This window comes from Kribbella sp. NPDC051587 (assembly GCF_044453945.1).
Lineage (GTDB): Bacteria > Actinomycetota > Actinomycetes > Propionibacteriales > Kribbellaceae > Kribbella.
Genome location: NZ_JBITDE010000004.1, coordinates 318,459 through 344,427 on the forward strand (window position 1 = coordinate 318,459; position 25,969 = coordinate 344,427).

Sequence of the window (25,969 nt, forward strand, 5' to 3'; positions counted from 1 at the left end):
GAGCTAGTGGGCGGTCCAGCCGCCGTCGAGTACGAATGAGCTCCCCGTGATGGAGGCGGAGGCCGGTCCGCACAGCAATGCGACCAGCTCCGCCACCTCAGCCGGCTCGATCAGTCGTTTCACCGCGACTGGTTCGAGCATGACGTTGTTCAGTACCTCGGGCTCGGTGAGACCGTGTGCCTTGGCCTGGTCCGCCAGCTGAGCTGTGACGAGCGGAGTCCGGACGTAGGCCGGGTTGACGCAGTTGCTGGTCACACCGTGGGCCGCACCTTCCAGCGCGACGACTTTGCTGAGTCCTTCGAGACCGTGCTTGGCTGCGACGTACGCCGCCTTGAACGGGCTGGCCCGTAGTCCATGGACCGAGCTGATGTTGACCACGCGTCCCCAGCCCGCGCCGTACATGGATGGAAGCGTCTGGCGGATCAGCCGGAACGGCGCCTCCAGCATCAGCCGCAGCAGGTAGCTGAAACGCTCCGGTGGAAACTCTTCGACCGGAGCGACGTGCTGCACCCCCGCGTTGTTCACCAGGATGTCCACATCGGCGGGCAACCCAGCAAGCCCGTCCAGGTCGGACAGGTCCGCCACGACCGGCTGCACCCGCAGGGCGGCACGGATGGGGACACGGTCGACTGCGACGACGTGGACGCCGTCTGCGGCGAGCCGTTCGACACAGGCGGCACCGATGCCGGAAGCGGCTCCGGTGACGAGGGCGCGGCGGGTCTCCATGGCCGACGACTGTAGGAATCCCAGCCGTTCCGCACTATGGGATGCGAGCACACAGCCAGGCCCGCGGGCATGGTTTCCGGCGCCACTTATCCACAAGTTCGGCTATCAAGGCCGTCTGCGCTGATAGGTGGATCTATCGTGGAGACATGGTCGATATCGAACAGCCGAAGAAGAAGGCAGCGGGCGTCCCCGCGGTGTTGTCGTCGTTCAAGTTCGGCTTCCGTGAGATGGGCCCGGCCCGGACCGGCAAGGTGTTCCTGAAGATGAACCAGGACGGCGGCTTCGACTGCCCGTCCTGCGCCTGGCCCGATCCCGACCACAAACGCAAGCACGCGGCCGAGTTCTGCGAGAACGGCGCGAAGGCGGTGGCCTGGGAGGCGACCCGCAAACGGGTGCCGCGGGCGTTCTTCGCGGAGAACTCGGTCGAGCAGATCCACGAGATCTCCGAGTTCGACCTCGGCAAGCTCGGCCGGATCACCGAACCGATGCTGCTGCGGGCCGGCGCCACGCGCTACGAGCCGGTCGGCTGGGACGAGGCGTTCCAGGTCGTCGCCCGGCATCTGAAGGCGCTGCCCGATCCCGACGACGCCGTCTTCTACACCTCCGGCCGGACCAGCAACGAGGCCGCGTTCCTCTACCAGCTGTTCGTCCGCGCCTACGGCACCAACAACCTGCCCGACTGCTCGAACATGTGCCACGAGTCCTCCGGTACGGCGCTCAACCGGGTGATCGGCAGCGGCAAGGGCGCGGTCACCCTGGAGATGCTCGAGGAGTCCGAGCTGATCGTGATCGTCGGCCAGAACCCGGGCACGAACGCGCCGCGAATGCTCAGCCACCTCGAGATCGCCAAGCGCAACGGCGGCGACATCGTTTCGGTGAACCCGCTGCCCGAGCCCGGCCTGATGAACTTCAAGAACCCGCAGAAGGTCAGCGGCTGGGTCGGTAAGGGGACGGCGCTGGCCGACCAGCACCTGCAGATCCGGATCGGCGGCGACCAGGCGCTGTTCCTTGCCATCGGCCACCTGCTGCTCCAGGCGGAGGCGGACCACCCCGGCACCGTGCTGGACAAGGAGTTCGTCGATTCCCACACCAGCGGCTTCGAGCTCTACGCCAAGCACAACGCCGAGCTGGACTGGGACGCGGTCGAGCTGGCCACCGGGCTGCGGCGGGCGGAGATCGAGGAGCTGACCCAGCGCTTCATCAAGTCCAAGGCGACCGTGATCTGCTGGGCGATGGGCCTGACCCAGCATCGCGAGGCGGTCGCGACGATCAGCGAGATCGTCAACGTGCTGCTCCTGCAGGGCAACATCGGCAAGCCGGGCGCCGGCCCGTGCCCGGTCCGCGGGCACTCCAACGTCCAGGGCGACCGCAGCATGGGCATCTGGGAGAAGATGCCGGACACGTTCCTGGACAAGCTGGACGCCGAGTTCTCGTTCACCTCACCGCGCGAGCACGGCATCGACGCGGCCGACACGGTCAAGCGGCTGCGCGACGGCTCGGTCCGGGTCTTCTTCGCGATGGGCGGCAACTTCGCCTCCGCGACTCCGGACACCGAGGTCGTGCACCGCGGACTGCGCGAGTGCGACCTGACCGTGCACGTGTCCACCAAGCTCAACCGCTCGCACACCGTCACCGGTCGCGAGGCGTTGATCCTGCCGACGCTCGGCCGGACCGATCACGACCGGACGGCGAAGGGTCCGCAGTCGGTGACCGTCGAGGACTCACAGGGCGCGGTCCATCTCTCGACCGGCAACCTGACACCGCCCGCGCCGGAACTGAAGTCGGAGATCGGGATCGTCGCCGGGCTGGCACAACACGTCGTACCGGAGGTCGGGCAGATTCCGTGGGCGGACTTCGCCGACGACTACAGCCTGATCCGGCAGCGGATCGGGCGGGTCGCGGACGGGTACGAGGACTTCGAGGAGCGGCTCCGGGCCAACGAGGGTGGCTTCCTGCTCGCGCATGCGGCACGGGACAAGCGGGAGTTCAAGACGTCGGACACCAAGGCACAGTTCACCGCGAGCGACCTGAGTTGGTTGCCGACGGCACCGGGCAGGCTGCTGCTGCAGACGCTGCGCAGCCACGACCAGTTCAACACCACGATCTACGGGCTGGAGGACCGCTACCGCGGCATCCACGGCACCCGCGAGGTCGTGTTCGTGAACCCGGACGACCTGAAGGAGCTGGGGCTGACCGACGGCGCGTACGTCGACATCGTCAGCGAGTTCCAAGGTGTCGAACGACGCGCGTCCGGCTTCCGCCTGGTTTCGTACCCGACCGCCCGCGGCTGCGTCGCGGCGTACTACCCGGAGACGAACGTGCTGATGTCGGCCGACGACTTGGCCAAGGGCAGCAACACTCCCGTGGCCAAGGGCCTGACTGTCAGGCTCGAGCCAGCCGCGTCCTGAGCAACGGTTGCGCGGCGGCCAGCCCGACGGCCGCCGCGGCATTGATCAGCCAGAGCCCTTCGGGCCCGAGCGTCGCGAGCAGGTGGGTCACGATCAGCGGCGCGACGGTCGTGGCCACACCCCAGCTCAGCCCGAAGACAGCCAGGTAGCGAGCACGGCCGCCGTCCGGCGCTAGGCCGGCGGCCTGTGTCAGGTAGCGCGTCAACAGGAATGTCTCGCCGACACTCCAGAACATCGAGGCGAGCAGGAAGATCGGCAGGCTCGTGGCGAAGGCGCAGACCACCAGACCGCCCGCGAGCAGCAGGTAGCCGATGCTGAGCGCGCGGAAGTCGTCGAGCTCCACGCGCAGCAGTCGTTGCGCGGCGATCAACGTCGCCGCGGAGACCGCGAGGATGATGCCGGTACCCGACGCGGACAGGTGCTGCTCCAGCAGAGTGAGCGGTACGCCGACCAGCAGCTCCATGTAGATCGTGGCGAACACCGTGCCACTCACGAGCAGCAACAGCAGCTTGCGGTCACGCCACACCGCGACACGACCCACCTGCGCCCGATCCCGCCGTACGTCGGCCGGCAGCGCAAGGGTGACCAGTGCGGCGCAGGTCAGACAGCTGATCGCGTCGGCGACGAACAGCCAACGCAGGTCCCAGTGACTGACCGTCGCGGCCAGCAGCCCAGCCAGTACGCCGGCCACGGCCATCGCCGCGCCATAGAGCCCGTACGCCGCTGGCCGGTCCGCAGGCTCGGTCGCATCAGCAATGGTGGCCTGACTCGGCGGCTCGTAGATCTCGAACGCCAACCCCAGTACGACGGCCGCCACCGTCGCGGAGGTGAGGCTCGGACTCGCGGCGATCCAGAGCTGGGCGACCGCACATCCGGTCAGACCGAGGACGATCGTCCGGCGGCGGCCGATCCGGTCGGCCAGGAATCCGCCGAGCAGGCGGGACGGGATCGTGGCGAGCCCGAAGAGCGCGACCACGAGGCCGGTCCGGCTCAGTGACGCACCGAACTCCACGGTCAGCACGATCGCCAGGAACGACAGCGAGAACGCGCCGATCCGGTTCACGGCCCGGGCGGCCACCAGCACCCAGACCGTCGTGGGTAGGCCACGCCACGGCGCGATCAGGGTCGTCACTGCGCTCATTCTCGACTCCATGACTGTCTAAGTGGCTATGATCGGTCACACAAGGCTGAGCCTACGAAGGAGTGACGTGACTGGTCAAGTGTCTTTTGATAGTCATGCCCGGAGTGTGCTGGCGGCGTCGGTCGAGTACGTGAACCGGCTGACACCCGGCTTCTCCGGAGGTTCGCCGTACGCCGGTCCCGTCGACGAGGCGCAAGCGGTCGCGGATTCACTGGTGGCGATCGGCTACCCGCAACCGCACGTGCGGCCGGAGGATGCGCAGCGCCTGGCCGAACTGGCGCGGCGGATGCGGATCGTCTTCGAGGCGGCGCACAGCGGCGACCTCGATCGAGCCGCGGACGAGATCAACGCCTTGCTGGTCGACACGAACGCCAGACCGAAGCTCGACAAGCGCGACAAGGGCTGGGGCCTGCACTTCCACGGTCCTGACGACACCCTCGTCAACGGCTGGGCAGCCGGCTGTGCGGCCGGACTCGCGCTCGCGGTCGGCAGCGACCTGGCCGGCCGGCTCGGCGTCTGCGCCGCACCCCAGTGCGACCGCGTCTTCGTCGACACCTCGAAGAACGGCCAGCGCCGCTTCTGCTCACCCCAGTGTCAGAGCCGCGTCAAAGCGGCAGCCCATCGGGCCCGCCAAGCGACTTAGGGTTGGGAGCCATGTCGACCACACTGCGCGCCTACGTCCCCGAGGACGCCGTACCGACCTGGCAGGTCTACTACGCCGCGGTCCGGCGGACGGCCATTCGCGACTACACCGAGGAGCAGGTGCAGGCCTGGGCGCCGGACGCGGCGGACGTCGATGCTGACGCGTGGGCGGCTCGCCGGGCGGCCGCCCACACCTATGTGGTCTGCGTGGACAACATCGTCGTGGGGTTCAGCGACTTCACCGATGACGGCTTGCTGGACATGCTGTTCGTGCACCCGGACCACTCAGGCCGCGGCATCGCCCGCATGCTGGTCGAGAAGGTGCAATCCGAAGCCGGCAAGCGTGGGCTGACCCAACTGATCACCCACGCCAGCCGCACAGCCCGCCCGGCCTTCGAGTCCTTCGGCTTCGTCGTCGACCGTGAGAACCCCACGAACCAGACCCGCAGCGGCGTGATCATCCCCAACTACGACATGCACTACGACCTGCCCTGACGCAGCACCGGCCGCTCCAAGTCGGTGTTGTCGACCACTAGCTCCGCGAGTGACTGCGGGTCCACCTGGTCGACATACAGGCGTTCTCCGGGGATGTACCTGGTGCGGTAGCGCTCCTCGGCCGCGGCGGCGGAGTCCATCCACGCCTGGTCCCGCTCGGCCCCCCGGCGCAGCACGACGTCGAAGTCGACGTGCACGTAGATGCGGAAGTCCCAGTGGTCCACGAGCTCCGGCCGCAGCGAGAAGCAGCCGTCAGCCAGGAGCACCGCATCGACGGCTGCCGTCTCAACGGGCGCGTCGAGCGCCGACTGCGCATTCGACGTCCGCATCCCCGAGACGTAGCGGCGATCGCCACCCGGCCCGAGCGGCAGCAGCAGCTTCGAGCGGATCGCGCCGAGGTCCGACATCTCGTAGTAGTAGCTCTCCGGCGACTCGAGCGGGTACGTCGCCCGGAGCGCGGGCGCCGTCTTGAAGTAGTCGAGCCCGACCCGGATCACCTCCCGATCGGTCCGCTCCCGCAGGACGACGGCCAACTCGTCGGCCAGCGTGGTCTTGCCGGCAGCGGACGGACCGTCGATCACCACCCGCACCGGATGCGGACGATCGATCGCCAACACACCATCGGCAAGCTCGCCGACAACCCCCAGAGACGCCACCCCACCAGTCTGCCGGTCCCACCCCTTACGTCCGAAAGATCGCCGTACAAGGTCGGCGAGTTTTCGGACGTCGACGCCGGTGAATACGACGTTGAGCACGGCTCAGCCATGCGGCAGGCCCGCAAGCGGTCGAGCGGCGCTCAAAGTGACCGCAGGCTGCGTCGGCGCGAGCGCATCCGGTACGGCGCCATCGGGTGATCCCCTCAGATCGCAACGTCCGAAGGACCGCAGGGCCCGTCTCCGGTTCTTCGGACGCTAGGGGCGGTGCGTGGTCGAATGACTACTTAGAGCTACCGAGAATGGCGGTGTGTGGGGGTGCTAGAAGTCCTCGAGGTCGAGGGAGGAGGCGGCGGAGACGCCTTCGAGGTAGCCCTCGGCGCGCTCGGCCTTGGGGTAGCGGTGGACCAGTTTCCAGAAGGCCGCGTCGTGCGAGGGCTCGACCAGGTGGGCCAGCTCGTGGACCAGGACGTAGTCGACGACCCAGGCCGGCATCGACTGCAAACGGGTCGACAACCGGATGGATCGGTCCGCCGGAGTGCAGGATCCCCACCGTCTGTTTTGGTTCGAAACCCACCTCACAGATGCAGGTTCGGGCACTTCGGGGAGGTGGCGACACGCGAGTTCGTGTGCTCTGGCCAACAATTTTTCGTCCGACACGCGGGACCGGCTGCGCTGCTTGTCGAGCCGCGCGAGCATGGTCTCCACCCAGCGCGCCTCCTCGGCGGCCGAGAGCCGGTCCGGCATCAGCACGATCACCCGCTCACCGTCGCGGTAGGCGCTGACGGTCCGCTTGCGCCGCTTGCTGCGCCGGATGTCGACGTACGGCGGGATCGGGCCCGGGGTCGAGCGCGGTGCGGAGTCGGCCATGGGTCAAAAACTACCTCCCGAATCCGACAACTTTCTCGCGTCCACATCCTGTGCACGGACGTTTTCGCAGGTCAGACGCCACTTGGGGAGCGCGTGGATTCCGGTTGTTCACACCTTGTTCCCCCACCCGTCCACAGTGCCGCGCGGCGCGGACCACAGCTTGCTCACAGAGTTATCCACAGGGGTGGACAACGCGGGCTTGTGATCGGGGCGGCCGTCTCCTAGCGTCGTCCCCAACAGGCTCCCGGACCTTCTCCGGAGCCGCCCGGAGGGGAAGCCGAGCGGTTTCGGAGAAGGACTCCCGGGAGCCTGTTCCGTCCGGGCGAAAGTTTCGGAATGAGCTTTCCCAGGCGGCCTCGGGCGGGGTTCAGGCGGCGGAGTGGGCTTGAGCACGGCTCAGAAGGCCGTAGGGTGAATCCCGATTGGGCCGAACGGCCTACGGCAGGAAGGTCTGTCGTTAGCATCCACGACCGGCCCGGTGACAACCCCGGGCTGATTTCAGAACCAAGGAGAGGGCCCTCATGGCAGAGACCTGGAGCGGCGAGTTCTACTGCGTCAAGTGCAAGGCCAAGCGCACCGCCGACGGCGAGGTCAAGGTCAACGACAAGGGCACGCGCATGGCGAAGGCCAAGTGCCCCGAGTGCGGTACGAACCTGAACCGGATCCTCGGCAAGGCCTGACGTACCACGCGCGGGGCGGTGACGGACTGAACACGGTCCGTCACCGCCCCGACGCCGTTCGATGACGACCTGCAACACCCCCGAACGGCACCCCGGCACCGCCCGGCTTGGGCGACCGGACAGAATGGGAGTGTGTCGGACCTCCCCCGTAAAGCGCTGAGCCGGACTGCGAAACTCGCCAGCCTGCCCCTGGGCGCTGCGGGCCGGGCCACGGTCGGGCTGGGCAAGCGGATCGGCGGTGCGCCGGCCGAGGCCGTGCTCGCCGAGTTCCAGCGCCGGACCGCCGAGCAATTGTTCTCCGTCCTGGGTGAGCTCAAGGGCGGCGCGATGAAGTTCGGGCAGATGCTGAGCCTGATGGAAGCCGCGATGCCCGAGGAGCTGGCAGCGCCGTACCGGGCCACGCTGACCAAGCTGCAGGACTCCGCACCCCCGATGCCGATGTCGACCGTGGACACGATCCTGTCCCGGGAGCTCGGCAAGCGCTGGCGGGACCGGTTCACCGAGTTCAACGAGAAGCCCGCCGCCGCGGCGTCGATCGGTCAGGTGCACCGAGGCACGCTGAAGGACGGCCGCGAGGTCGCGATCAAGCTGCAGTACCCGGGCGCCGCCGAGGCGCTACGCGCCGACCTGAAGCAGCTCGGCCGGTTCGCCCGCACGTTCGGCACGATCGTGCCCGGCCTGGACATGAAGCCACTGGTCGCAGAGCTGCAGGAGCGGATCGGCGAGGAGCTGGACTACGACCGCGAGTCCCAGGCCCAGCAGCAGTACGCCAACGCGTTCACCGACCACCCGGAGTTCGTCGTACCGCGGGTCATCAAGCACTCCCCGACGGTCATCGTGTCCGAGTGGATCGAGGGCCGGCCGCTGTCGTCGTTCATCGCCGACGGCACCAAGGAGGAGCGCGACGAGATCGGGCTCAAGTACGCCCGCTTCCTGTTCAGCGGTCCCAAGTACGCCGGTCTGCTGCACTCTGACCCGCATCCCGGCAACTTCCGGGTGCTGGCCGACGGACGGCTCGGGGTCGTCGACTTCGGCCTGTGCGCACGGCTGCCGGACGGGCTACCGCCGGCGATCGGGCGGCTGCTGCGGCTCTCGCTGACCGGTGACGGTCCAGCGATCCACGACGGGCTGGTGGCCGAAGGGTTCATCAAGCCGCGGATGGAGATCGATCCCGAGCAGCTGATGGACTACCTGGCGCCGTTCGCGGAGCCCGCTCGCGAGGAGACGTTCCAGTTCAACCGGGAGTGGATGCGCGCCCAGGCGAACCGGACCAGTGACTTCCGCTCCCCCAACGCCACGCTGGCCTTCAAGCTCAACCTGCCGCCGTCGTACCTGCTGATCCATCGGGTCTGGATCGGTGGCATGGCGGTGCTGTCCCAACTGGAGGCGGAGGCACCGTTCCGGTCGGTGCTCGAGGAGCTGCTGCCCGGCTTCACCGAGGCCGAAGCTCACCAGTAGACGGAGTCGAGCTTCCCCTCGATGCTGCGCACGTTCTCGCGCGCGCAGACGTCGCAGTAGTGGAGCTTGCGGCCGTTCTCGACGGAGGTGGCCCAGGTCAGCGGCACGTCCTCGGACTCGGCCTGCCGACCACACAACGCACAGATAGCACTCGCCATGGCAGTAGTGTGCACCCCGTGCGCTGGCGGATCCACGAAGAACAAGAAGTCTGGTCGAATCCTTGGCTGAGCGTTCGCCGCCTGGACGTGGAGCAGCCCGACGGGGGCCGGGTCGACTACCACGCCGTCCGCCTGGCCGACGTCGCAGCGGCCGTCGTGACCAACGCCGAGAACCGGGTGCTGATGATGTGGCGGCACCGCTTCCTCACCGACACCTGGGCCTGGGAACTCCCGATGGGCATCGTCGAGACCGGTGAGGCACCGATCGACGCCGCGGCTCGCGAGGTCGAGGAGGAGACCGGCTGGCGGCCCGGGCCCCTCACGCACCTCATCCGTTCTCAGCCGGGCGCCGGAATCATGGACGCCGTCCACCACGTCTTCCGGGCGACGACCGCGACCCGGATCGGCGAACCGACCGAGCGCAACGAGTCGGACCGCATCGAGTGGATCCCACTCACCGACGTACCGGCGATGATCGCGAACGGCGAGATCGTCAGCGGGATCACGCTGGTCGGACTGCAGCAGGCGCTGCTCCAGCTCAGGTGAGCTCGCGCGCCTCGGCGAGCAGGCCGCGACGGTAGGCGAGCTCCGCGCGCGCGAACCGGTCCGGCCCGGCGTCGTACACGGCCCGGCCGAGCTCGGACGCAAAAGCCTCCCGCGGTACGGCGTCCGCGCCGTCCGGGATGAACTTCAGCACCTCGTCCAGCGCCGCACTCGCACGGGTGGAGCTCGACATACAGCCCGGCTTCCTGGATCGAACGCGCCATGAACACCTGACGAGCTTACTGTTCGGCAGTGAGTGATCCGGTGGTCCGCGGCGCCGAGGCCGAGCGTGTCCGAGCCCGCGCGGCCGAGCTGTGGCCGAGCATGCTGGCCGCGCTGCAGGCGACCAGCGCGCTCGCCGACCTGGGCCGGCGCTGGTCGGGGAACTGGGGCTGATCGAGACGCCGCCGGAGAGCGGGAACGTCGCCGCCGGCTTCATGGCGACCGCTCTGCAGGCCACGCATCGGGCCCGGAGTCTGGAGCGCCAGAGCGCGCACGGCCGCGAGTAGAGACGCCGAAGGGCGGCACCTCCCGGAGGTGCCGCCCTTCGATCATTCAGCTGGTCAGGCTGTACCTGCCGAGCCGGTCCTCCCTACGGACCGGCCGGGCGGGCTTCAGTTGTTGGTGTTTCAGACGAGGCGGGCGAGTGCGAGGCGCGCGCGTGCGCTGGCCCTCTCAGCTCGCCGGCCGGCCCGCTCGGCCTGCTTCTGCGCCCGCTCGATGGTCTGAGCGAGGCGGAAGCGCCGGTTCTGCTCTGCGTTCTCCAAGTGAGTCCGACAATGAGCACGGGCGAGATCTTCGTGAAGTAAATGCATTTCAAGGCTCCTGTGTTCAAGCTGGTTCTTCATGGTCTGGTTGTCTCGATTCGGATCTGGGTCGTCAGGCGGCGGTCGTGGTGTCGCTCTTGCGGGGGCGTCCACGGGGACGCTTGCGGGCAACAACCACGCCCTGGACGAACAGCTGTCCACCCCACACACCCCACGGCTCCGAGCGCTCGAGCGCTCCGGCCAGGCACTCGGCCTGAAGCGGGCAGGTGGAGCAAAGAGACTTGGCGTACTCGACGTCGGCCGGCGATTCGGCGAAGAAGAGTTCAGGTGCGTAGGACCGACAGGGCAGGTCCTGCGACGAGGCCACCTCGTTGAAGATGTCGAGGAAGCTCACGCTCATTCCGGTCACCTCCCAGTGACTTTCGGTGCTGCTGGTCTTTTGTCGTCGGAGACGGTCAGCGGTTGCTGGCCGCCAAACTTGGTTCTTCAATGACGCTCCTGGACAAACAAAAGGGCCGCGGGACCCTTTGTGGGTTCCGCGGCCTGGAGGTGCCGGGTCTGACTGTCGGTCAGACCGGTGGACTCCATGCTCGAGAACCCGAATTGCCGTACTTCACATCGCCGACAGCTCCGCCCTTGAACTGGACGTCACTGACAGCCATGACCACAACGGACGTGCCGTGAAGGCGCGGCGAGGCACCCGGGATCAGGGCGCACGGCAGCGCGGCAGCGATGCAGTTCGGCTTCTTGATGATGTTGACCATTTCTCCAGGCACCTCCTCTCGTTGTGGCGAAGCAAGCGTTGGCTCGATCGCTATGGTTGTTTGAAGTTTTCGGCCAGCTTTCAGCCGCAGAAAGAACAGTACGCTGAGGTCCGCGAACCCCGCAAACTATTTATTGGCAGGTTCGGAAACTTGGCCGGAAGTTGCCGCCGTGGTGGCCGGAACCAGTTGCCTGAGACACCTATCTGCCGTCGTACAGACTCAACCATGCGCTCCGGCCGGCCAGGCTGGCAACAGGATTAGGGCAACTTACACGAACAGGCAAAGACCCCGGCCAGCCAGCGGGTCCTGGCCGCACGGGCCGCAACCGAGAGCCGGGCCTCCGGAAACACCGCGTCGAAGCCGTGGAATCCACCAGCCCACACGTGGAGTTCCGCCTGACCGCCGGCTGCCCAGATCCGGCTCGCGTACTCGACGTCCTCGTCCCGGAAGACGTCGGCACTCCCGGCATCGACGTACGTCGTCGGTAGACCAGTAAGGTCGTCCGCCCGCGCCGGCGAGATGTACGCCGGCACCTCGTCAGCGGGCAGATCCCCCAGTACGGCGTTCCACGCGAACCGATTGGTCTCATACGTCCAGATGCCGGGGCGACCGGCGTACTGGAGGCTCGAGGCGGTGTTGTTGCGGTGGTCGAGCATCGGGCAGACCAGTAGCTGGGCGGCAATGGAGGGGCCGGACAGGTCGCGGGCCATCAGCGTCACGCCGGCCGCGAGCCCGCCACCGGCGGAGATCCCGGCGACCACGATCCGGTTCGGGTCGATACCGAGCTCGGCGGCGTGCTCCGCGACCCAGAGCAGACCTTGGTAGGCGTCGTCGACCGGCGTCGTACCGGTCACCTCGGGCGCCAGCCGGTAGTCGGCGGTGACCACGACGGCACCGAGACTCTCGGCCCACTCCAGCGGGATGGCGATCTGGGAGAACCGGTCGCCGAGGATCATCCCGCCACCGTGCAGCCAGTAGACGCACGGTGCATCGGGCTCGGAGTCGGTCGGGGTGAGGACGGTCAACGGGATCTCCCAGCCGTCGGCCGCGACGGCCGTGGCCTCGCGGCGCTTGACCGCGTGGCCGGCCAGCGCCTCGTCGGCGTCGGACGGCTCTCGCATCATCGGCAGCATCTCGGCCGTGAGCTCGGTGACAAGCGGGAAGCCGCTGAGGAGTTCCTGCAGTTCGGGATCGAGCATCGGAGTCACCTTTCAGGCGGAGAGGACGGCTTTGCCGCCGCGCGGGACGAAATCGGTGTACGGCGTCGAGTCCGCGACCAACTCCTGGATCCGGGCCACGATCGCCTGTGCCGCGGGTCCGGCGAAGACCCGGTGGTGATCCGCCTCGGAGGTCCAGCCCTCGGCGACGTGGATCAGGTCGGGGTTCGCGGCCGACTGGGAGATCAGGAAGGTGACGCAGTACTCGGTCGATCCGGGGTTGCCCGCGTCGAGGGCGCTGAGCAGCACCTGGACGAGCTGGTCACCCTGGCCGGGCTTGGCGGTGATGGTGGCGGTGAATCCGTAGGTTGCGATCATGAGTCCTATTCGATCGTCGATTCCGGCCGCCAGGTAGGGAGAAACTTCCGATTCCTTGCACGATCCTCCAGCATGCGATGGAATCGGGTGATGGAAGAGCTTCGGGCCCTGCTGCGTCGCCACGTCCGGCCGGACGAGACCACCGCGATCGACGGCCTGCACATCGCGAAGATCGAGCGCTCGGGTCCGCCGTACCCGTCGATGTCCGGGGTCGTGCTGGCGGTGCTGGTCGAGGGCGCGAAGCGGCTCGCCGTCGGCGAGCGCGTCTACCTGTACCAACCGGGTGAATACCTGGTCGCCTCGGTCGACCTCCCGGTGACCGGCCACTTCGTCGACGCGACGATCGACGAGCCGGCGCTGGGGATGGCGCTCGTCCTCGATCCGGCGCTGATCGCCGACCTGCTGCTGCACGCGGGCCCCGGCGATCTCCCCAAGCCACCGGCGGGCCCGGTCCCAGGTATCGCCGTCGGCAAGCTCACCGACGAACTGCTCGACAGTCTGACCCGGATCGTCCGGCTCCTCGAGCGGCCGCGGGACCAGGCCGTGCTGGCACCGATGCTCAAGCGGGAGATCCACTGGAACCTCATCACCGGGGAGCAGGGCGCGGCGGTCCGGCAGCTCGGCCTGGCCGACAGCAGCATGAACCACATCACCCGGGCCGCCCGCTGGATCCGCGACAACTACGCCGAGCAGTTCCGGGTCGAGGACCTGGCGAAGCTCAGCGGGATGAGCCCGTCCGGCTTCTATCGGCACTTCCAGACCGTCACCGCGCTGAGCCCGATCCAGTTCCAGAAGCAGGTCCGCCTGCAGCAGGCGCGGTTGCTGCTCGCCGCCCGGCCGCGCGACATCGCGACCGTCGCCCACCGGGTCGGCTACGACAGCGCCTCCCAGTTCAGCCGCGAGTACCGGCGCCAGTACGGCGTCCCGCCCAGCCAGGACGCCGTTCTGGCCTAGGTGCGGGTGCAGAGGACGAGGATCTGCTCGCCGTACTTGGTGAGTTTGGTGTGACCGATCCCCGGGATCTTGCGGAGCGCCAACTCGTCGGACGGCCGCGTCTCGGCGATCGCGGTCAACGTGGCGTCGGTGAGGATCACGAACGCCGGCATCTTCTCGGACTCGGCCTGCTCACTACGCCAGGCGAGCAGAGCGTCGTACAGGCCTTGGTCGATGTTGGACGGGCAGGTCTCGCAGCGGCCGAGCTTGCGCGCGCCCGGGTCGATCAGGCCGCGACCGCAGACCCGGCACTTCGGGATCGGCCGCCCGGCGCGTGCCGCCCGCTCGGCGCGGTCTGTGGTCGGCTCCCAGGCCGGCTGCCGTGAGGTCCGCACACCGATCGAATCGAGGAACCGTGTCGGGCCACGGGTCCCCCGGCCGCCAGGCGAGCGTGAGGTCGACCAGCTGATGAACAGCTGCTGCTTGGCCCGCGTCACGCCGACGTAGAACAGGCGGCGCTCCTCCTCCACCTGTCCCGGCGTCTGGGCGTAGGTGATCGGCAGCGTCCCCTCATGGGCGCCGACGATGAAGACGCACTCCCACTCCAGACCCTTGGCCGCGTGCAGGGTCGCCAGCGTGACGCCCTCGGCGACCGGCGCGTGCTGGATCGCGGCCCGCCGGTCAAGCTCGGCCATCAGCTCCGTCAGCCCGGCCTCGGGGTTGGCCGTGGCGAAGTCGGACGCCATCGTGACCAGCGCACTCAACGACTCCCAGCGGTCCCGGACCGCGCCCACACCACTCGGTGCCTCCGGCGTCCAACCAGCTCCACCCAGTACGCCGGTCACCGTCTCGAGCAGGTTGTCCGAGAGGTCACCGGCCTTGGCCTGGCCGCGCAGCAGCACCGCGGCCTTGCGGATCTCGGGGCGCTCGAAGAATCGCTCGGCGCCCTTGAGCACGGTCGGGATCTTCCGCTCGGCCAGGGCCTGCTCGAAGTTCTCCGACTGCGCGTTGGTCCGGAACAGGACGGCGATGTCGCGCAGCTGCACGCCCTCGTCCTTCAGCCGCGCCACCGCTCGGGCCACCGCATCCGCCTCGGCCACCTCGTCGGAGTACTCGCGGTAGATCGGCGCCGGACCGGGGTCACGCTGGGACCGCAGTGTCACACGACCGGGCAGCCCGGCCGGACCGGCGGCGTCGAGGATCTTGTTCGCCACGTCGACGATCTGCGGCGTGGACCGGTAGTCGCGGACCAGCTTGATCACGGTCGAGTTCGGGTGCCGGGAGGCGAAGCGAACGAGGTTCTCCGGCTCGGCGCCGGCCCAGGAGTAAATGGTCTGGGCCGGGTCGCCGACCACGCAGACGTCCTCCCGGCCGCCGAGCCAGAGGTCGAGCAGGCTCTGCTGCAGCGGGCTGACGTCCTGGTACTCGTCGACCACGAAGGTCCGGTACTGCCGGCGGATCTCGGCCGCGACCCGCTCGTCCTCGGCGAGCAGCGCGACCGCGCAGAGCAGCACGTCCTCCAGGTCGATCCGCCCGCGCTCGAGCTTGACGTCCTCGTACGACGCGAAGATCTTGCCGATCGTGGCCGGGTCGAAGGCGGCGAGCGCCCGGCCCGACTTCGGCGCGAGCCGCGCGTAGTCGTCCGGCCGCACGTTGCTGACCTTGGCCCACTCGACCTCACCGGCCAGGTCGCGCAGCGCCGGGGTGTCGACCCGGATCCGGCAGCGGGAGGCCGCCTCGGTGAGCAGCGGGAACTTCCGGTCCGCGATCGGGGGCAGCTCACCGCCGTACACCTTGGGCCAGAACCAGCGGGCCTGGCGCAGCGCCGCGGAGTGGAACGTGCGCGCCTGCACACCCTCGACTCCGAGCTGCGCGAGCCGGCCGCGCATCTCCCCGGCCGCCCGCTGGGTGAAGGTCACCGCGAGCACCCGGACCGGGTCGAACGTGCCGGTCCGCACGCCGTACGCGATCCGGTGGGTGATCGCGCGCGTCTTCCCGGTCCCGGCCCCGGCCATCACCACGACCGACCCGTGGAGGGCGGTCGCGACCGCTCGCTGCTCGGGGTCGAGCGCCGCCAGCAGATCGTCGGGCGCGCCGGAGCGTGTGAGGTCACTCACGGACTGGGTCATATCGGGAACAGCACCGCCTACGGCGTGGTTGGAATGCGTCGAAGGCAACCCTAGACGGGTTCCCGGACAGAATTTGCGCCCACTGGTGAAGGAGACCGTAGATGGCGGCCGTGACGATGTACTCGACCCCTTGGTGTGGCTACTGCCACCGCCTGAAGGGCCAGCTGAAGCGCGCTGGGATCGAGTTCACCGAGGTCGACATCGAACAGGTCCCGGAGGCGGCGAAGCTGGTCGAGAAGATCAACCGGGGGAACCAGACGGTCCCGACCGTGGTCTTCGCCGACGGCAGCGCGCTGACAAACCCATCGGTGGCCCAGGTCGCGGAGAAGCTGATCGTCTAGCACCCGAACGTCCGAGCGCGGCGCCTGCCCTTCGGGGTAGGCGCCGCGTTCTGTTTTCGGTCCCGCCGGGGCGGAAGTTTCCCGAACCATGGACTTACGGTCATGGCCGTTTTACCTTCGAGGGAACTACGCCGCAGGGAGAACCGCCATGATTCCGCGTCGTCCTTTTCGCGTTGCCCTGTTCCTAGCGGTCCTGGCCGTAATCAGTGGTTTGTTCACCACGGCCCACGCCGCCGCACCCACCGGGAGACCGGATCCGTTCCCGTCCGAGGTCGGACCGGAACGCCCTGATACCGGACGGCGCACGATCGCGCCGGACCCGATCACCAATCTCGGCGCACCGATCAGCTCGCTCACCGTCATGGAAGGCACCGTCGGCCGGACGCCGGACGGCCGCGACGTCGTGTACGCCGTACCGGCCGGTGAGAACGCCAACCTGAACGTCGTCGACGTACACAGCCGGCAACTCCTCAACACCGTGCCGCTGCCGGGTGCGGCCGGCGCCTGGGGGATCGCCATCGCCAGTGACGGCAGGCTGTACGTCGGTACCTATCCGAACGCGCACCTGTATCGCTTCGACCCCGTGACGGCCGTGGTCACCGACCTCGGCCAGCCCATCGCGGCCGAGTCGTTCATCTACGGCCTCACCGCCGACCAGAACGGCAACGTGTACGGCGGGACCTATCCGAACGCTCACGCCTTCAAGTACGACGCGAGCACGAGCCAGGTCACCGACTACGGCTCACTCGACCCGGTGGAGCAGTACGCACGGTCGACGGTCTACGACCCTGACCACAACGCACTGTTCGTCGGCATCTCCACACCGTTCGGGAAGATCCTCCGGATCGACCTGGCCACCGGTACGACGCAGAACGTGACTCCGCCGAGCCTGGTCGCCACAGAGATCGTGGACCTCGACTACGCGGGCGGACGGGTGTTCGCCAACGCCAGCGGCAAGCTGGCGGTCATCGACGCGGTCACCTTCGAGCAGGTCAAGTTCACCGACACAGCAACGGGGACGCTGGTCCTGACCTACCCGCTCGCGGCCCGGGGCGTCTCCAACGCCGGTCCCGGTGGCGTCTACTTCACTACCGCGACCACGCTCAATCTGATGCGCTACGACCTCGATGCCAACACCGTCGGCACAGTGACCACGCCGCCGACCCGCATGACACGTGGCGCAGCCATCGGCTACGGCTGGGTGACCGAGAACGGCCAGCAGATCCTCTACGGCCTCACTGGCAACTACTCCGGCGGAACGTTCCGCTACGACCCAGTGGCTCGCACACTGGCGCAGTGGAGCTCGCCGTTCCAATACGTGCCAGTGGCGCTCCAGCACGTGATCGCCGACCCGGCCAGCAGCCGCGTCTACGTCAACGCCTACCTGAACGGCTCCACGTCGTACTACGACACCGCCACCGGCAAGGCGACGGTCACTGCTCGCCAGGGCCAGGTCGAGGGCTGGAACTGGGGCACCGGCAGCAAGATGTGGGTCGGCATCTATCCCTACGGCCGGTTGCAGCTCTGGGACACCGCTCTGCCGGAGAGCACGACCAATCCGAAGATCATCTTCAGCCTGGTCGACAGCGACCACCAGAACCGTCCGTTCGACGTCGTACCGTCCGGCGACAAGGTCTACGTCGCAACCACGCCCGGGTACGGCGAGTACGGCGGCGCGATCACCGTGCACGACGTACCCGGCAACACGTTCAAGGTCTACCGGAACCTGGTGGCCGACCAGTCGATTGCCACCCTGCTCCCCGTAGGCGACAGCCTGTGGGCCGGATCGGCCATCGAAGGCGGTCAGGGCACCGAGCCCAAGGCCACTGAGGCTCACCTGGTCCAGGTCGACCCGACCACGGGCACTGTGACGGCGGACGTCGTACCGGTGCCGGGGGCGGCCAGCATCAACGAGCTGACCATCGGACCGGACGGCAACATCTGGGGTCTGGCCGACGGCAACGTGTTCGTGGCCAACAAGACCACTGGCGCGATCCTGCGCACCTACACGGTCTTCTCCGGACGGATCACCGGACACGACGGCGCGCTCTCCTGGCGCGACGGCTACCTGTACGGCGTCTCCGGCGGCCGCCTGTTCGTTCTGGACGGTCTCAGCGGTACGTCGACCATCCTTCGCGACCACGGCCTCAACCGGCTCACCCAAGGACCGGACGGCACGTACTACTCGCTGCTGCGCCTGGACGGCTGGACGATTCCGACCAACCTGGCGTCGTACAAGCCACCGGTCGACCCGTGCCCCAAGTCGGACCTGCGGACCAACGTGTGGACCGGCAACATCAACAGCCACGTGCTGAACCGCCACCTGGAGTACGGCTGCACACTGGCCGACAAGCTGCCCGATGCGAAGGCCCACTGGCCCAGCCACGCGGCCTACGTGATCGCAGTGGACCGGGCACTCCGGCCGCTCGAGGCGTCCGGCCAGGTGGAGTACTGGGAGGGCATCCTGATCAGGTTCGCTGCCGCCATCTCCAACGTGGGGCGGTGATCACCAGCTCCCGGTGAGCTCCTCGCCGTACCAGCCCTCGATCAGGCGGCGGGAGATCGAGATGTTGCCCGGGAGGGCCATCGTGCCGGCTTCGACCAGCGCACGGAGGTCCTCCCGGGTGAACCACCGGGCCTCGGCGATCTCGTCGCCGTCCACGTCGATGTCGGTCCCGGTCGCCTTCGCGTAGAAGCCGAGCATCAGGCTGGACGGCAGCGGCCAGGGCTGGCTACCGGCGTACTGGATGTCCTCCCCGATGACCACGCCGGACTCCTCGAACACCTCACGCCGTACGGCGGCCTCCAGCGACTCCCCCGGCTCGACGAACCCGGCCAGCGTGGAGTACCGCCCCTCGGGCCAGGCCTCGTTCCGGCCGAGCAGGGCGCGGTCCTCGTCGTCGGTGACCAGCACGATGATCGCCGGGTCGCTGCGCGGGAAGTGGTGCAGCCCGCAGTTCGGGCACTCCCGGACATGTCCGGCCTCGATGACCACGGTGTGCTCACCGCAGTTCGCGCAGTGCGTGTGCACGGCATGCCAGTTGGCCAGTCCGATCACGTGGACCGCCATACCGGCCTCACGGTCGCCGAGCACCCCGCCGATCTCCCGCAGGCCGGCAAACGACTCGTCCGCCTCGCCAGGCGTCAGTACGGCGAACACCGCGCCACCGTCGATGCCCAGGAAGACCCGGACTCCCTCCGGAGCCTCGGCCGGCGCGATCAGGTCCAGTGCGGTCCGGTCGGCGGTCACTCTGAGCTTGTCACCGGCCACCACGACCACCTGCGTGTCCGGGGCGGCCCACGCCTTCTCCAACCAGTCCTCGTCGCGCCTGCGATCGGCAGCGCGGTCCAGAACGGAGCGGGACAGAGTCAACGAACCAGGAGCGATCGAGTAGGCCACGTAGCTCAACATATCCCGGCCGCGTGAGAGCATCCCCGCATGAGTATTCACATCGCCGCCGAGAAGGGGCAGATCGCACCGCGGGTCCTGTTCCCCGGTGATCCGCTGCGGGCCAAGTGGATCGCGGAGACCTACCTGTCCGACGTGATCTGCTACACCGAGGTCCGGAACATGTTCGGGTTCACCGGCACCTACAAGGGTGAGCGGATCTCCGTCCAGGGCTCCGGCATGGGTCAGCCGTCCGCCTCCATCTACGCGAACGAGCTGTTCGCGGAGTACGACGTCCAGACGCTGATCCGGGTCGGGACGTGCGGTGCGCTGAAGGAGGAGGTCCGGGTCCGCGACGTGATCGTGGCGATGTCCGCGAGCACCGACTCGCAGATGAACCGCCTGCGCTTCCACGGCATCGACTACGCGCCGACGGCCGACTACCAGCTGCTGCGCGCCGCTGTGGACGCCGCCGAGGCAGCCGGGCTGAACGTGCACGTCGGCCAGGTGTTCTCCGGTGACCTGTTCTACAACGACCGCCCGGACCTGGTCTCGCGCACGGCCGAGTACGGCGTACTGGGGATCGAGATGGAGGCCTCGGCGCTCTACACGCTGGCCGCCAAGTTCGGCCGCCGGGCGCTCGGCATCATGACGGTGTCGGACCACCTGATCACCAAGGAGGAGACGACTGCCGAGGAGCGGCAGACCACGTTCTCCGAGATGATCACGATCGCCCTCGATGCTGCGATCGGGGTGCCGGTCTGAGCCGCGTCAGGAGCACCGCCGCCGTGGCTGCGCTCCTGCTGCTGACTGCCTGCTCCTCCAACAAGCCGGCGGCCGACAACCAGCCCTCCGGTACGCAGCTGGAGCCGGCCACGCCTACAACGTCTGTAGCTACCTCATCGGCACCTGTCGCGACCACTCCGGTCAAAGCGACCGCAGTGGTGGCCGGACTGACCAGTGCGGGCTTCAAGTGCGGCACCGACGAGGCCTACGCCCTCTGTACGTCGGGCGCCGCCTCCGTCTCGATCCTGAACGGTGACCACCCGCGCCCACCCGTGGTGTCGGTGAACGCCAACGGACCGGTCGACACCGCGTCCGCCGAGATCGCCAAGGTGCTGCCGAAGGTCCTGGAGGTCGCGCACATCGGCCAGCCCCAGGAGATCACCACCTGGTACGGCGAGCAGAAGGGCAAGCCGACCGCCACCATGACCGCGGGCGACTGGCTGATCAACTACGCGGCCGAGACCGAGACCGAAGAGCCCGGTGTGCACCTGACCGTCACCGACAAGCTGTGCAAGTCCAGCTGTCAGGCGGAGTAGTCACGCCACAGTGATGAGCTTGGGCAGGACGTGCTGGACACGTCCTGCCAAGCGCTCAGCCACTCCGGCAGGGTCGTCGGCATAACCGACCACTGCCTGCTCGAACAGCCCGTCGACCAGCGCGTACGCAGTCGCCGCGTCGACCGAAGGTTCACCACCGACCAGTTCGGCGTACCGGCTCAGGATGCGCCAGATCATCGCTTCCAGCAGCTGGTCGATCGCCACGACGTCCGCGCGCAGCTGCTCCTCGAACATGCTCTGGGCGCGCAGGTCGTACCAGAGGCGGTGCATCGGCGTCTCTTCGACCAGCGTCTGGGTCATCTTGGCCAGGAAGCCCACACCGAGCTCGTCGGCGGTCGTCGCGGTCTCCACGACCTCGTCGTACCGCTGGGCGCACTTGGTCTTGTAGTAGCGCACGCAGTAGCTGATCAGGTCGATCTTGTCGCGGAAGTAGTAGTGCACGACGCCGTGCGTGAACTCGGAGTTGTTCGCGATCTCACGCAGGCTGGTGCGGGCGTAGCCCAGCTCGCCGAGCGTCTTCAGCGCGGACTCGGCCAGGGCGATCCGGCGGCGCTCGATCTTGTCGATCCCGGAGATCCGCGCGGGCCGCTCGTCCGGCGTGACGTCTGCTGCCGAGCTCATCGCCACTCCTGTCGTGGGGTTGATGCGTCAGCCTACCCGCCACCGGCCAGGCGCGCCCCGTGGCGGGTCGACTTCTTGACAAGTGTCCAACAAAGTCTTGACGAGTGTCAAAGGACGGTCCAGAGTTGGGCAGCAATCACCCTCCGCAGCCACTCGAGCAAAGGAGCTCACCGATGGGCGGACTCGATCTCTCCGGCCGCAAGGCCTTAGTCACCGGCGGGGCCCAGGGACTGGGCGAAGGCATGGCCAAAGCACTGGCCGCGGCAGGCGCCAAGGTCGTCGTCGCGGACCTGCAGAAGGACGCCGGCGAGGCGGTCGCCGACGCGCTCGACAGCGAGTACGGCGCCGGCAACGGCTTCGTCGCCCACGACGTCACCGACGAGGGCAGCTGGGAGAACGCGGTCGTCGCGGCCACCGACGTGCTCGGCGGTCTGGACATCCTGGTGAACAACGCCGGGATAGAGATCACCAGCCTGCTCACCGAGGTCACCGCGGACCAGATCCGCAAGATGCTCGACGTGAACATCCTCGGCACCGCGCTCGGCATCAAGTACGGCCTGCGCACGATGCGGCCGGACGGCCTGGCCGGTCAGGGTGGCGCGATCATCAACATCTCCTCGGTCGCCGCCACCATCGCCTTCCCCGGGATCGCGATCTACTCGGCCACCAAGTCCGCGGTCGACCGACTTACCCGCGTCGCCGCGATGGAGTCCGGCAAGCTCGGGTACGGCGTGCGCGTGAACTGCATCTATCCGGGTCTGGTGCCGACCGCGATGGGCGCCGGGCTGGCGAACGACGTCGCCGAACTCGGCCTGTTCGGGTCGCCGGAAGAGGCGGTCGGCGCAGTCATCGGCCTCACTCCGGCCGGACGGCTCGGCGAGGTCGCCGACATGGCCGATGCGGTCGTCTTCCTGGCGTCGAACGAGGCCCGCTTCATCACCGGCATCGGCCTGCCGGTCGACGGCGGAATGGGGATGTGACCCATGGCCGCTAAGCCTGTCGTCGTGTACGGCGCCTCCGGGTACACCGGCCGTCTGGTCTGTGAGTACCTCCGCCAGTACCACGTCCCGTTCGTGGCCGCCGGCCGCAGTGAGGACAAGCTCAAGTCCTCCATGGCCTCGAATGTGGCCGGCATCGAGACGGCCGACTACGAGATCGCCACTGTCGACCATGACGTGGCAGCGCTCACCGATCTGTTCAAAGGCGCGTCCGTGGTGCTCAACACCGTCGGACCGTTCAGTGAGCTCGGCCCTGCGGCCGTAGAGGCAGCGCTGGCAGCAGGTGCGCACTACACCGACACCACTGGTGAGCAGGACTGGCTGATCACCTGCGACGAGAAGTACGGCGCGCAGTTCGCCGATGCTGGTCTCCTACTGGCCCCTGGTATCGCTCAGATGTACACGACCGGTGAGATCGCCGCACAGCTCTGCTTGGAGCAGCCAGGCCTCGACACCTTGGACATCGCGGTGTTCTGGGGCGGCAGCCCGACCATCGCCTCGACCCGCACGATTCTGGTGAACGCTGCGACGTCGAAGGCGCACTTCCTCGAGCAGAACCAGTACGTCGAGTTCCCCGAGCAGGGGCTCGTTTCCCTCGTCGTACCGGGGCAGCACGAGCTGGCGCTGTCCCTGCCGTGGGGTGGCACCTCACACCCGGTGTGGTTCAAGCGTGATCCACGGGTTGCCAATGTGAAGGCGCAGGGCGGTGTCTTCAACGCTGCGCTGATGAACGGCGTACCGCAGATCGTGGCGGCCGCACTGGACGCCACGAAGGACATGGCTCCGGACGACCGCAACGAAGCCCTCACTGCGACCGCACGCCAGGTCATGGACCAGATGCCGCCGCGGGAGAACCCACGCGTCAACAAGTCCCTCGACTCCGTGCACGCCTCCGGTCCACTCGGCCGGGCGCACTGCGTCATCCACGGCAACAGCAACTACCAGCAGACCGGTCTCCTGCAGGCATATGCGGCGTACTCACTGCTGCAGACGCCGCCGAAGCGCGTCGGGTTCGCCAGTGGTTGTCAGGCCTTCGGTCACCGGGAGCTGCTCGGCGTACTGCGCAGTTTCGGGCTGGTGGCCGAGCCACAGCTGACCGTGGTGCACTGAGGGAGAGCCGCCATGCGACTGGTCGACTACCTGGACAAAGGCGCGTCACTCGGACCGGACAGGCCCTGCCTGACCACCGACGGCGAGACGCTGTCGTACGCCGACGTCCAGGAGCTGTCGTACCGGATCGCTCAGGGGTTGGCTGCAACCGGTGTAAAGCCCGGCGGCAAGGTGGCGATTCTGTCCGCCAACGACCCGCTCGCGTTCAGTTGCGTGTTCGGGATCAGCCGGGCCGGTGCGGTCTGGTGCCCGATCAACCCACGCAACGAAGCCGCCGAGAACCGGGAGCTGCTCGACCGGTTCGACTGTGAATTCCTGATCTACCAGCCGGCGTTCGCGCCGCTGGTGGACCGGATCCGGGATGCGCTACCGAAGGTCCACACCTTCGTGTGCCTGGATTCCGGTCAAACCTCCGGCACCGACCCCCACGGTGACCGGACTGTCGGCTGGGACACGTTCTGCGGGGGCGCGTCCCAGCCGGCCCCCGGCTTGCACGAACCCGACGGGCTGGCGCTCATCGTCGGTACCGGCGGGACCACTGGCCAGCCCAAGGGCGTCATGCTCAGCAACACCAATCTGGAGACCATGACGGCGCTCACGCTGATGGGCTACCCCATCGGCGTCCGGCCGGTCTATCTGGCGCTGGCTCCGCTCACTCACGCCGCAGGTGTGCTCTGCTTTCCCATGCTGGCGTCCGGCGGCGAGATCGTCATCATGCGCGCACCGGACGTGCACGCCTTTCTCAGGCTCATCCCGCAGCACGGCGTGACTCACACGTTCCTGCCGCCGACGCTGATCTACATGGTGCTCGCGGCCGAGGAGCTTGACCACACCGACCTCTCGTCGCTGCGCTGCTTCTGGTACGGCGCCGCGCCGATGTCGGTCGCCCGGCTCGAAGAGGCGTTACGGCGGATCGGTCCGGTGATGGCGCAGCTGTTCGGTCAGACCGAGGCGCCGATGATGATCTCGATCCTGCCGCCGGCCGACCACTTCGATGCCTCCGGCAACATTGCGCACGATCGGCTCGCCTCCGCCGGGCGGCCGTCCGCACTGGTCACCACGGCGATCATGGGGCCGGAAGGCGAGTTGCTTCCGCCCGGTGAGCGCGGCGAGATCGTCGTACGGGGTCCGTTGGTGATGCGCGGGTACTACCGGGACGCCGAGGCGACGGCGACAGCATCGGCGTACGGGTGGCATCACACCGGCGACATCGGCTATCTCGACGAGGACAACTACCTGTACATCGTTGATCGAGCCAAGGACATGATCATCACTGGTGGATTCAATGTGTACTCGACTGAGGTTGAGCAAGCATTGATGAGTCATGACGCCGTCCAGGATTGTGCAGTAATCGGTCGCCCGGACGAGAAATGGGGCGAACGGGTCGTGGCCGTCGTCCAGTTGCAGACAGGCGCCACTGCCGATCCGGCCGAGCTGATCGCGTTCGCGAAGGCACGGATCGGCAGCGTCAAAGCGCCCAAGGAGGTGCTGATCTGGACCGACCTGCCGCGTTCGAAGGTCGGCAAGGTGTTGAAGCCCGAGATCAAGGCGAAGCTTCGTTAGCTGCTGGCACCACCGGCTGTTGTCGACACCACGATGGCCGCGGTGATCGCGGCCTGCATCTCGGCGACGGCCTTCTTCACTGCGGCCGCAGCCCAGTCAGAGTCGGCAATGACCTTCGCACGCGCCCGAAGCTGCCGCTTGTCGACCGCATCGGTGATCACCTTCGGTACGACGTCCAGTGCGCTCAGCAGCGCGATCAGTGCGCCGGTGCGCTGGTCCGGCATCGTCCCGACCTTGAGAACACTCTCAAGCGCGGCCCGGACCTCACCCTCGTGCTGCGCGTCCTTGGCCGGCCAGCGGGTGACCGGGAACAGCCCGAGCACCTTGCCCTCGTCCGCCTCCAGAATGCCGCGCTCCGCCAGGCGGGCCAGCAACTGGTCGCGCACCTTCTTCGAGAGGCCGCTCAGCATGTCCTTCGGCTTCTTACCGGCCTTGCCGACCGCGTAGGCGAGGCGGTCGTCCAGGATCGGGTCGCCGGTCGACGAGGTGTCCAGCACCTTCAGCCGCCCGGCCTTCTCACCGTCACCGCCACTGGTGATGTCCACCTTGCCGAGCGTGGTCAGCTCGATCAGCAGCGCACCACCGAGCGCGTAGTCCAGTTTCGGCGACCCGACGATCGGCTTGCCGGTCACGTCGTCGTACATCAGAAGCAGGAGATCCTCGGCAATCAGCATGTACTCAACGTAAGCAACCTCCCGGGTCA

Annotated in this window: 29 protein-coding genes; 15 read left to right on the top strand and 14 right to left on the bottom strand. The window is 67.9% G+C overall.

All coding sequences use genetic code 11. The annotated features are described in order from the left end of the window. Window positions 1-3 precede the first annotated feature (3 nt). Entirely contained in the window at window positions 4-726 is a 723-nt protein-coding gene (locus ACIA49_RS17165) for an SDR family NAD(P)-dependent oxidoreductase (RefSeq protein ID WP_396378134.1), read from the bottom strand. Window positions 727-872: 146 nt separating this feature from the next. On the opposite strand from ACIA49_RS17165, the gene ACIA49_RS17170 reads away from it, so the two are divergent. Continuing rightward, a complete protein-coding gene (locus tag ACIA49_RS17170; RefSeq protein WP_396378135.1) occupies window positions 873-3,134 on the top strand; it encodes an FdhF/YdeP family oxidoreductase in 2,262 nt (753 codons plus the stop codon). Here the strand turns inward: ACIA49_RS17170 and ACIA49_RS17175 are convergent. Further along, a complete protein-coding gene (locus ACIA49_RS17175) occupies window positions 3,109-4,275 on the bottom strand; it encodes an MFS transporter (protein WP_396378136.1) in 1,167 nt (388 codons plus the stop codon). The two genes, ACIA49_RS17170 and ACIA49_RS17175, sit on opposite strands and share 26 nt — an antisense overlap. Window positions 4,276-4,342: 67 nt before the next feature. On the opposite strand from ACIA49_RS17175, the gene ACIA49_RS17180 reads away from it, so the two are divergent. Both ACIA49_RS17180 and ACIA49_RS17185 read left to right on the top strand, forming a co-directional pair. After that, the gene (locus ACIA49_RS17180) at window positions 4,343-4,918 is read left to right on the top strand and encodes a CGNR zinc finger domain-containing protein (protein WP_396378138.1); all 576 of its coding nucleotides are present in this window, start codon (window positions 4,343-4,345) and stop codon (window positions 4,916-4,918) included. Window positions 4,919-4,929: 11 nt separating this feature from the next. Beyond that, complete coding sequence (locus tag ACIA49_RS17185; protein ID WP_396378139.1) at window positions 4,930-5,412, top strand: GNAT family N-acetyltransferase; 483 nt, start codon at window positions 4,930-4,932, stop codon at window positions 5,410-5,412. On the opposite strand, the gene ACIA49_RS17190 is transcribed toward ACIA49_RS17185, so the two are convergent. Continuing rightward, complete coding sequence (locus tag ACIA49_RS17190; protein WP_396378140.1) at window positions 5,397-6,068, bottom strand: uridine kinase; 672 nt, start codon at window positions 6,066-6,068, stop codon at window positions 5,397-5,399. The two genes, ACIA49_RS17185 and ACIA49_RS17190, sit on opposite strands and share 16 nt — an antisense overlap. Window positions 6,069-6,386: 318 nt before the next feature. Then, complete coding sequence (locus ACIA49_RS17195; protein ID WP_396378141.1) at window positions 6,387-6,935, bottom strand: YgjP-like metallopeptidase domain-containing protein; 549 nt, start codon at window positions 6,933-6,935, stop codon at window positions 6,387-6,389. Between the two features lie 521 nt (window positions 6,936-7,456). Here ACIA49_RS17195 and ACIA49_RS17200 point away from each other — a divergent pair. Together ACIA49_RS17200 and ACIA49_RS17205 are read left to right on the top strand one after the other, a co-directional pair. Continuing rightward, a complete protein-coding gene (locus ACIA49_RS17200) occupies window positions 7,457-7,615 on the top strand; it encodes a DUF5679 domain-containing protein (RefSeq protein WP_012922897.1) in 159 nt (52 codons plus the stop codon). Between the two features lie 132 nt (window positions 7,616-7,747). Further along, window positions 7,748-9,073 carry an ABC1 kinase family protein gene (locus ACIA49_RS17205; protein WP_396378142.1) on the top strand — a complete coding sequence of 442 codons (1,326 nt, stop codon included), beginning with the start codon at window positions 7,748-7,750 and terminating at the stop codon, window positions 9,071-9,073. Here the strand turns inward: ACIA49_RS17205 and ACIA49_RS17210 are convergent. After that, the gene (locus ACIA49_RS17210) at window positions 9,064-9,231 is read right to left on the bottom strand and encodes a hypothetical protein (RefSeq protein WP_396378143.1); all 168 of its coding nucleotides are present in this window, start codon (window positions 9,229-9,231) and stop codon (window positions 9,064-9,066) included. The two genes, ACIA49_RS17205 and ACIA49_RS17210, sit on opposite strands and share 10 nt — an antisense overlap. 18 nt (window positions 9,232-9,249) lie before the next feature. Here ACIA49_RS17210 and ACIA49_RS17215 point away from each other — a divergent pair, with 18 nt between their 5' ends. Beyond that, window positions 9,250-9,777 carry an NUDIX hydrolase gene (locus ACIA49_RS17215; protein WP_396378144.1) on the top strand — a complete coding sequence of 176 codons (528 nt, stop codon included), beginning with the start codon at window positions 9,250-9,252 and terminating at the stop codon, window positions 9,775-9,777. Here the strand turns inward: ACIA49_RS17215 and ACIA49_RS17220 are convergent. Beyond that, window positions 9,770-9,967 (bottom strand): hypothetical protein, encoded by a 198-nt coding sequence (locus ACIA49_RS17220; protein ID WP_396378145.1) that lies wholly within the window; start codon window positions 9,965-9,967, stop codon window positions 9,770-9,772. The genes ACIA49_RS17215 and ACIA49_RS17220 overlap by 8 nt on opposite strands. Before the next feature lie 59 nt (window positions 9,968-10,026). Here ACIA49_RS17220 and ACIA49_RS17225 point away from each other — a divergent pair, with 59 nt between their 5' ends. Beyond that, a complete protein-coding gene (locus ACIA49_RS17225; RefSeq protein ID WP_396378147.1) occupies window positions 10,027-10,170 on the top strand; it encodes a hypothetical protein in 144 nt (47 codons plus the stop codon). Window positions 10,171-10,653: 483 nt separating this feature from the next. Here ACIA49_RS17225 and ACIA49_RS17230 read toward each other — a convergent pair whose 3' ends face one another. The 4 genes from ACIA49_RS17230 to ACIA49_RS17245 all read right to left on the bottom strand — a co-directional run bounded on the left by ACIA49_RS17230 (window position 10,654) and on the right by ACIA49_RS17245 (window position 12,840). Beyond that, the gene (locus ACIA49_RS17230; RefSeq protein ID WP_132407629.1) at window positions 10,654-10,941 is read right to left on the bottom strand and encodes a WhiB family transcriptional regulator; all 288 of its coding nucleotides are present in this window, start codon (window positions 10,939-10,941) and stop codon (window positions 10,654-10,656) included. A 169-nt stretch (window positions 10,942-11,110) separates the two neighbouring features. Next, the gene (locus ACIA49_RS17235) at window positions 11,111-11,317 is read right to left on the bottom strand and encodes a hypothetical protein (protein WP_396378148.1); all 207 of its coding nucleotides are present in this window, start codon (window positions 11,315-11,317) and stop codon (window positions 11,111-11,113) included. Between the two features lie 245 nt (window positions 11,318-11,562). Further along, window positions 11,563-12,504, bottom strand: a complete 942-nt coding sequence (locus ACIA49_RS17240; protein WP_396378149.1) for an alpha/beta hydrolase — start codon at window positions 12,502-12,504, stop codon at window positions 11,563-11,565. A gap of 12 nt (window positions 12,505-12,516) precedes the next feature. Beyond that, window positions 12,517-12,840 (bottom strand): putative quinol monooxygenase, encoded by a 324-nt coding sequence (locus ACIA49_RS17245; RefSeq protein ID WP_396378150.1) that lies wholly within the window; start codon window positions 12,838-12,840, stop codon window positions 12,517-12,519. 72 nt (window positions 12,841-12,912) lie between these two features. Between ACIA49_RS17245 and ACIA49_RS17250 the strand changes: the two genes are divergently transcribed. Then, a complete protein-coding gene (locus ACIA49_RS17250) occupies window positions 12,913-13,794 on the top strand; it encodes an AraC family transcriptional regulator N-terminal domain-containing protein (RefSeq protein ID WP_396378151.1) in 882 nt (293 codons plus the stop codon). Here the strand turns inward: ACIA49_RS17250 and ACIA49_RS17255 are convergent. Further along, window positions 13,791-15,902 (bottom strand): ATP-dependent DNA helicase UvrD2, encoded by a 2,112-nt coding sequence (locus tag ACIA49_RS17255; RefSeq protein ID WP_396378152.1) that lies wholly within the window; start codon window positions 15,900-15,902, stop codon window positions 13,791-13,793. The genes ACIA49_RS17250 and ACIA49_RS17255 overlap by 4 nt on opposite strands. A 101-nt stretch (window positions 15,903-16,003) precedes the next feature. Between ACIA49_RS17255 and ACIA49_RS17260 the strand changes: the two genes are divergently transcribed. Both ACIA49_RS17260 and ACIA49_RS17265 read left to right on the top strand, forming a co-directional pair. Next, a complete protein-coding gene (locus ACIA49_RS17260; protein WP_396378153.1) occupies window positions 16,004-16,243 on the top strand; it encodes a mycoredoxin in 240 nt (79 codons plus the stop codon). 148 nt (window positions 16,244-16,391) lie between these two features. Further along, window positions 16,392-18,749 (top strand): hypothetical protein, encoded by a 2,358-nt coding sequence (locus ACIA49_RS17265; protein WP_396378154.1) that lies wholly within the window; start codon window positions 16,392-16,394, stop codon window positions 18,747-18,749. Here the strand turns inward: ACIA49_RS17265 and nudC are convergent, their stop codons facing one another. Continuing rightward, the gene (nudC, locus tag ACIA49_RS17270) at window positions 18,750-19,643 is read right to left on the bottom strand and encodes an NAD(+) diphosphatase (protein ID WP_396378155.1); all 894 of its coding nucleotides are present in this window, start codon (window positions 19,641-19,643) and stop codon (window positions 18,750-18,752) included. A 39-nt stretch (window positions 19,644-19,682) separates the two neighbouring features. Between nudC and deoD the strand changes: the two genes are divergently transcribed. Then, complete coding sequence (gene deoD / locus ACIA49_RS17275) at window positions 19,683-20,396, top strand: purine-nucleoside phosphorylase (RefSeq protein ID WP_391547611.1); 714 nt, start codon at window positions 19,683-19,685, stop codon at window positions 20,394-20,396. A 23-nt stretch (window positions 20,397-20,419) separates the two neighbouring features. After that, window positions 20,420-20,953 (top strand): hypothetical protein, encoded by a 534-nt coding sequence (locus tag ACIA49_RS17280; protein ID WP_396378156.1) that lies wholly within the window; start codon window positions 20,420-20,422, stop codon window positions 20,951-20,953. Here the strand turns inward: ACIA49_RS17280 and ACIA49_RS17285 are convergent, their stop codons facing one another. After that, window positions 20,954-21,595 (bottom strand): TetR/AcrR family transcriptional regulator, encoded by a 642-nt coding sequence (locus ACIA49_RS17285; RefSeq protein ID WP_396378157.1) that lies wholly within the window; start codon window positions 21,593-21,595, stop codon window positions 20,954-20,956. 173 nt (window positions 21,596-21,768) lie between these two features. Between ACIA49_RS17285 and ACIA49_RS17290 the strand changes: the two genes are divergently transcribed. Genes ACIA49_RS17290 through ACIA49_RS17300 form a run of 3 tightly spaced genes read left to right on the top strand, consistent with a single transcriptional unit; the run spans window position 21,769 to window position 25,266 of the window. Next, window positions 21,769-22,575, top strand: a complete 807-nt coding sequence (locus ACIA49_RS17290) for an SDR family NAD(P)-dependent oxidoreductase (RefSeq protein WP_396378158.1) — start codon at window positions 21,769-21,771, stop codon at window positions 22,573-22,575. 3 nt (window positions 22,576-22,578) lie between these two features. Continuing rightward, entirely contained in the window at window positions 22,579-23,703 is a 1,125-nt protein-coding gene (locus ACIA49_RS17295) for a DUF5938 domain-containing protein (protein ID WP_396378159.1), read from the top strand. Window positions 23,704-23,715: 12 nt separating this feature from the next. After that, window positions 23,716-25,266: an AMP-binding protein gene (locus tag ACIA49_RS17300; protein ID WP_396378160.1), complete on the top strand. Its 1,551-nt coding sequence runs from the start codon at window positions 23,716-23,718 to the stop codon at window positions 25,264-25,266. On the opposite strand, the gene ACIA49_RS17305 is transcribed toward ACIA49_RS17300, so the two are convergent. Then, a complete protein-coding gene (locus tag ACIA49_RS17305) occupies window positions 25,263-25,940 on the bottom strand; it encodes a GPP34 family phosphoprotein (RefSeq protein WP_396378161.1) in 678 nt (225 codons plus the stop codon). The two genes, ACIA49_RS17300 and ACIA49_RS17305, sit on opposite strands and share 4 nt — an antisense overlap. Between the last annotated feature and the right edge of the window lie 29 nt (window positions 25,941-25,969).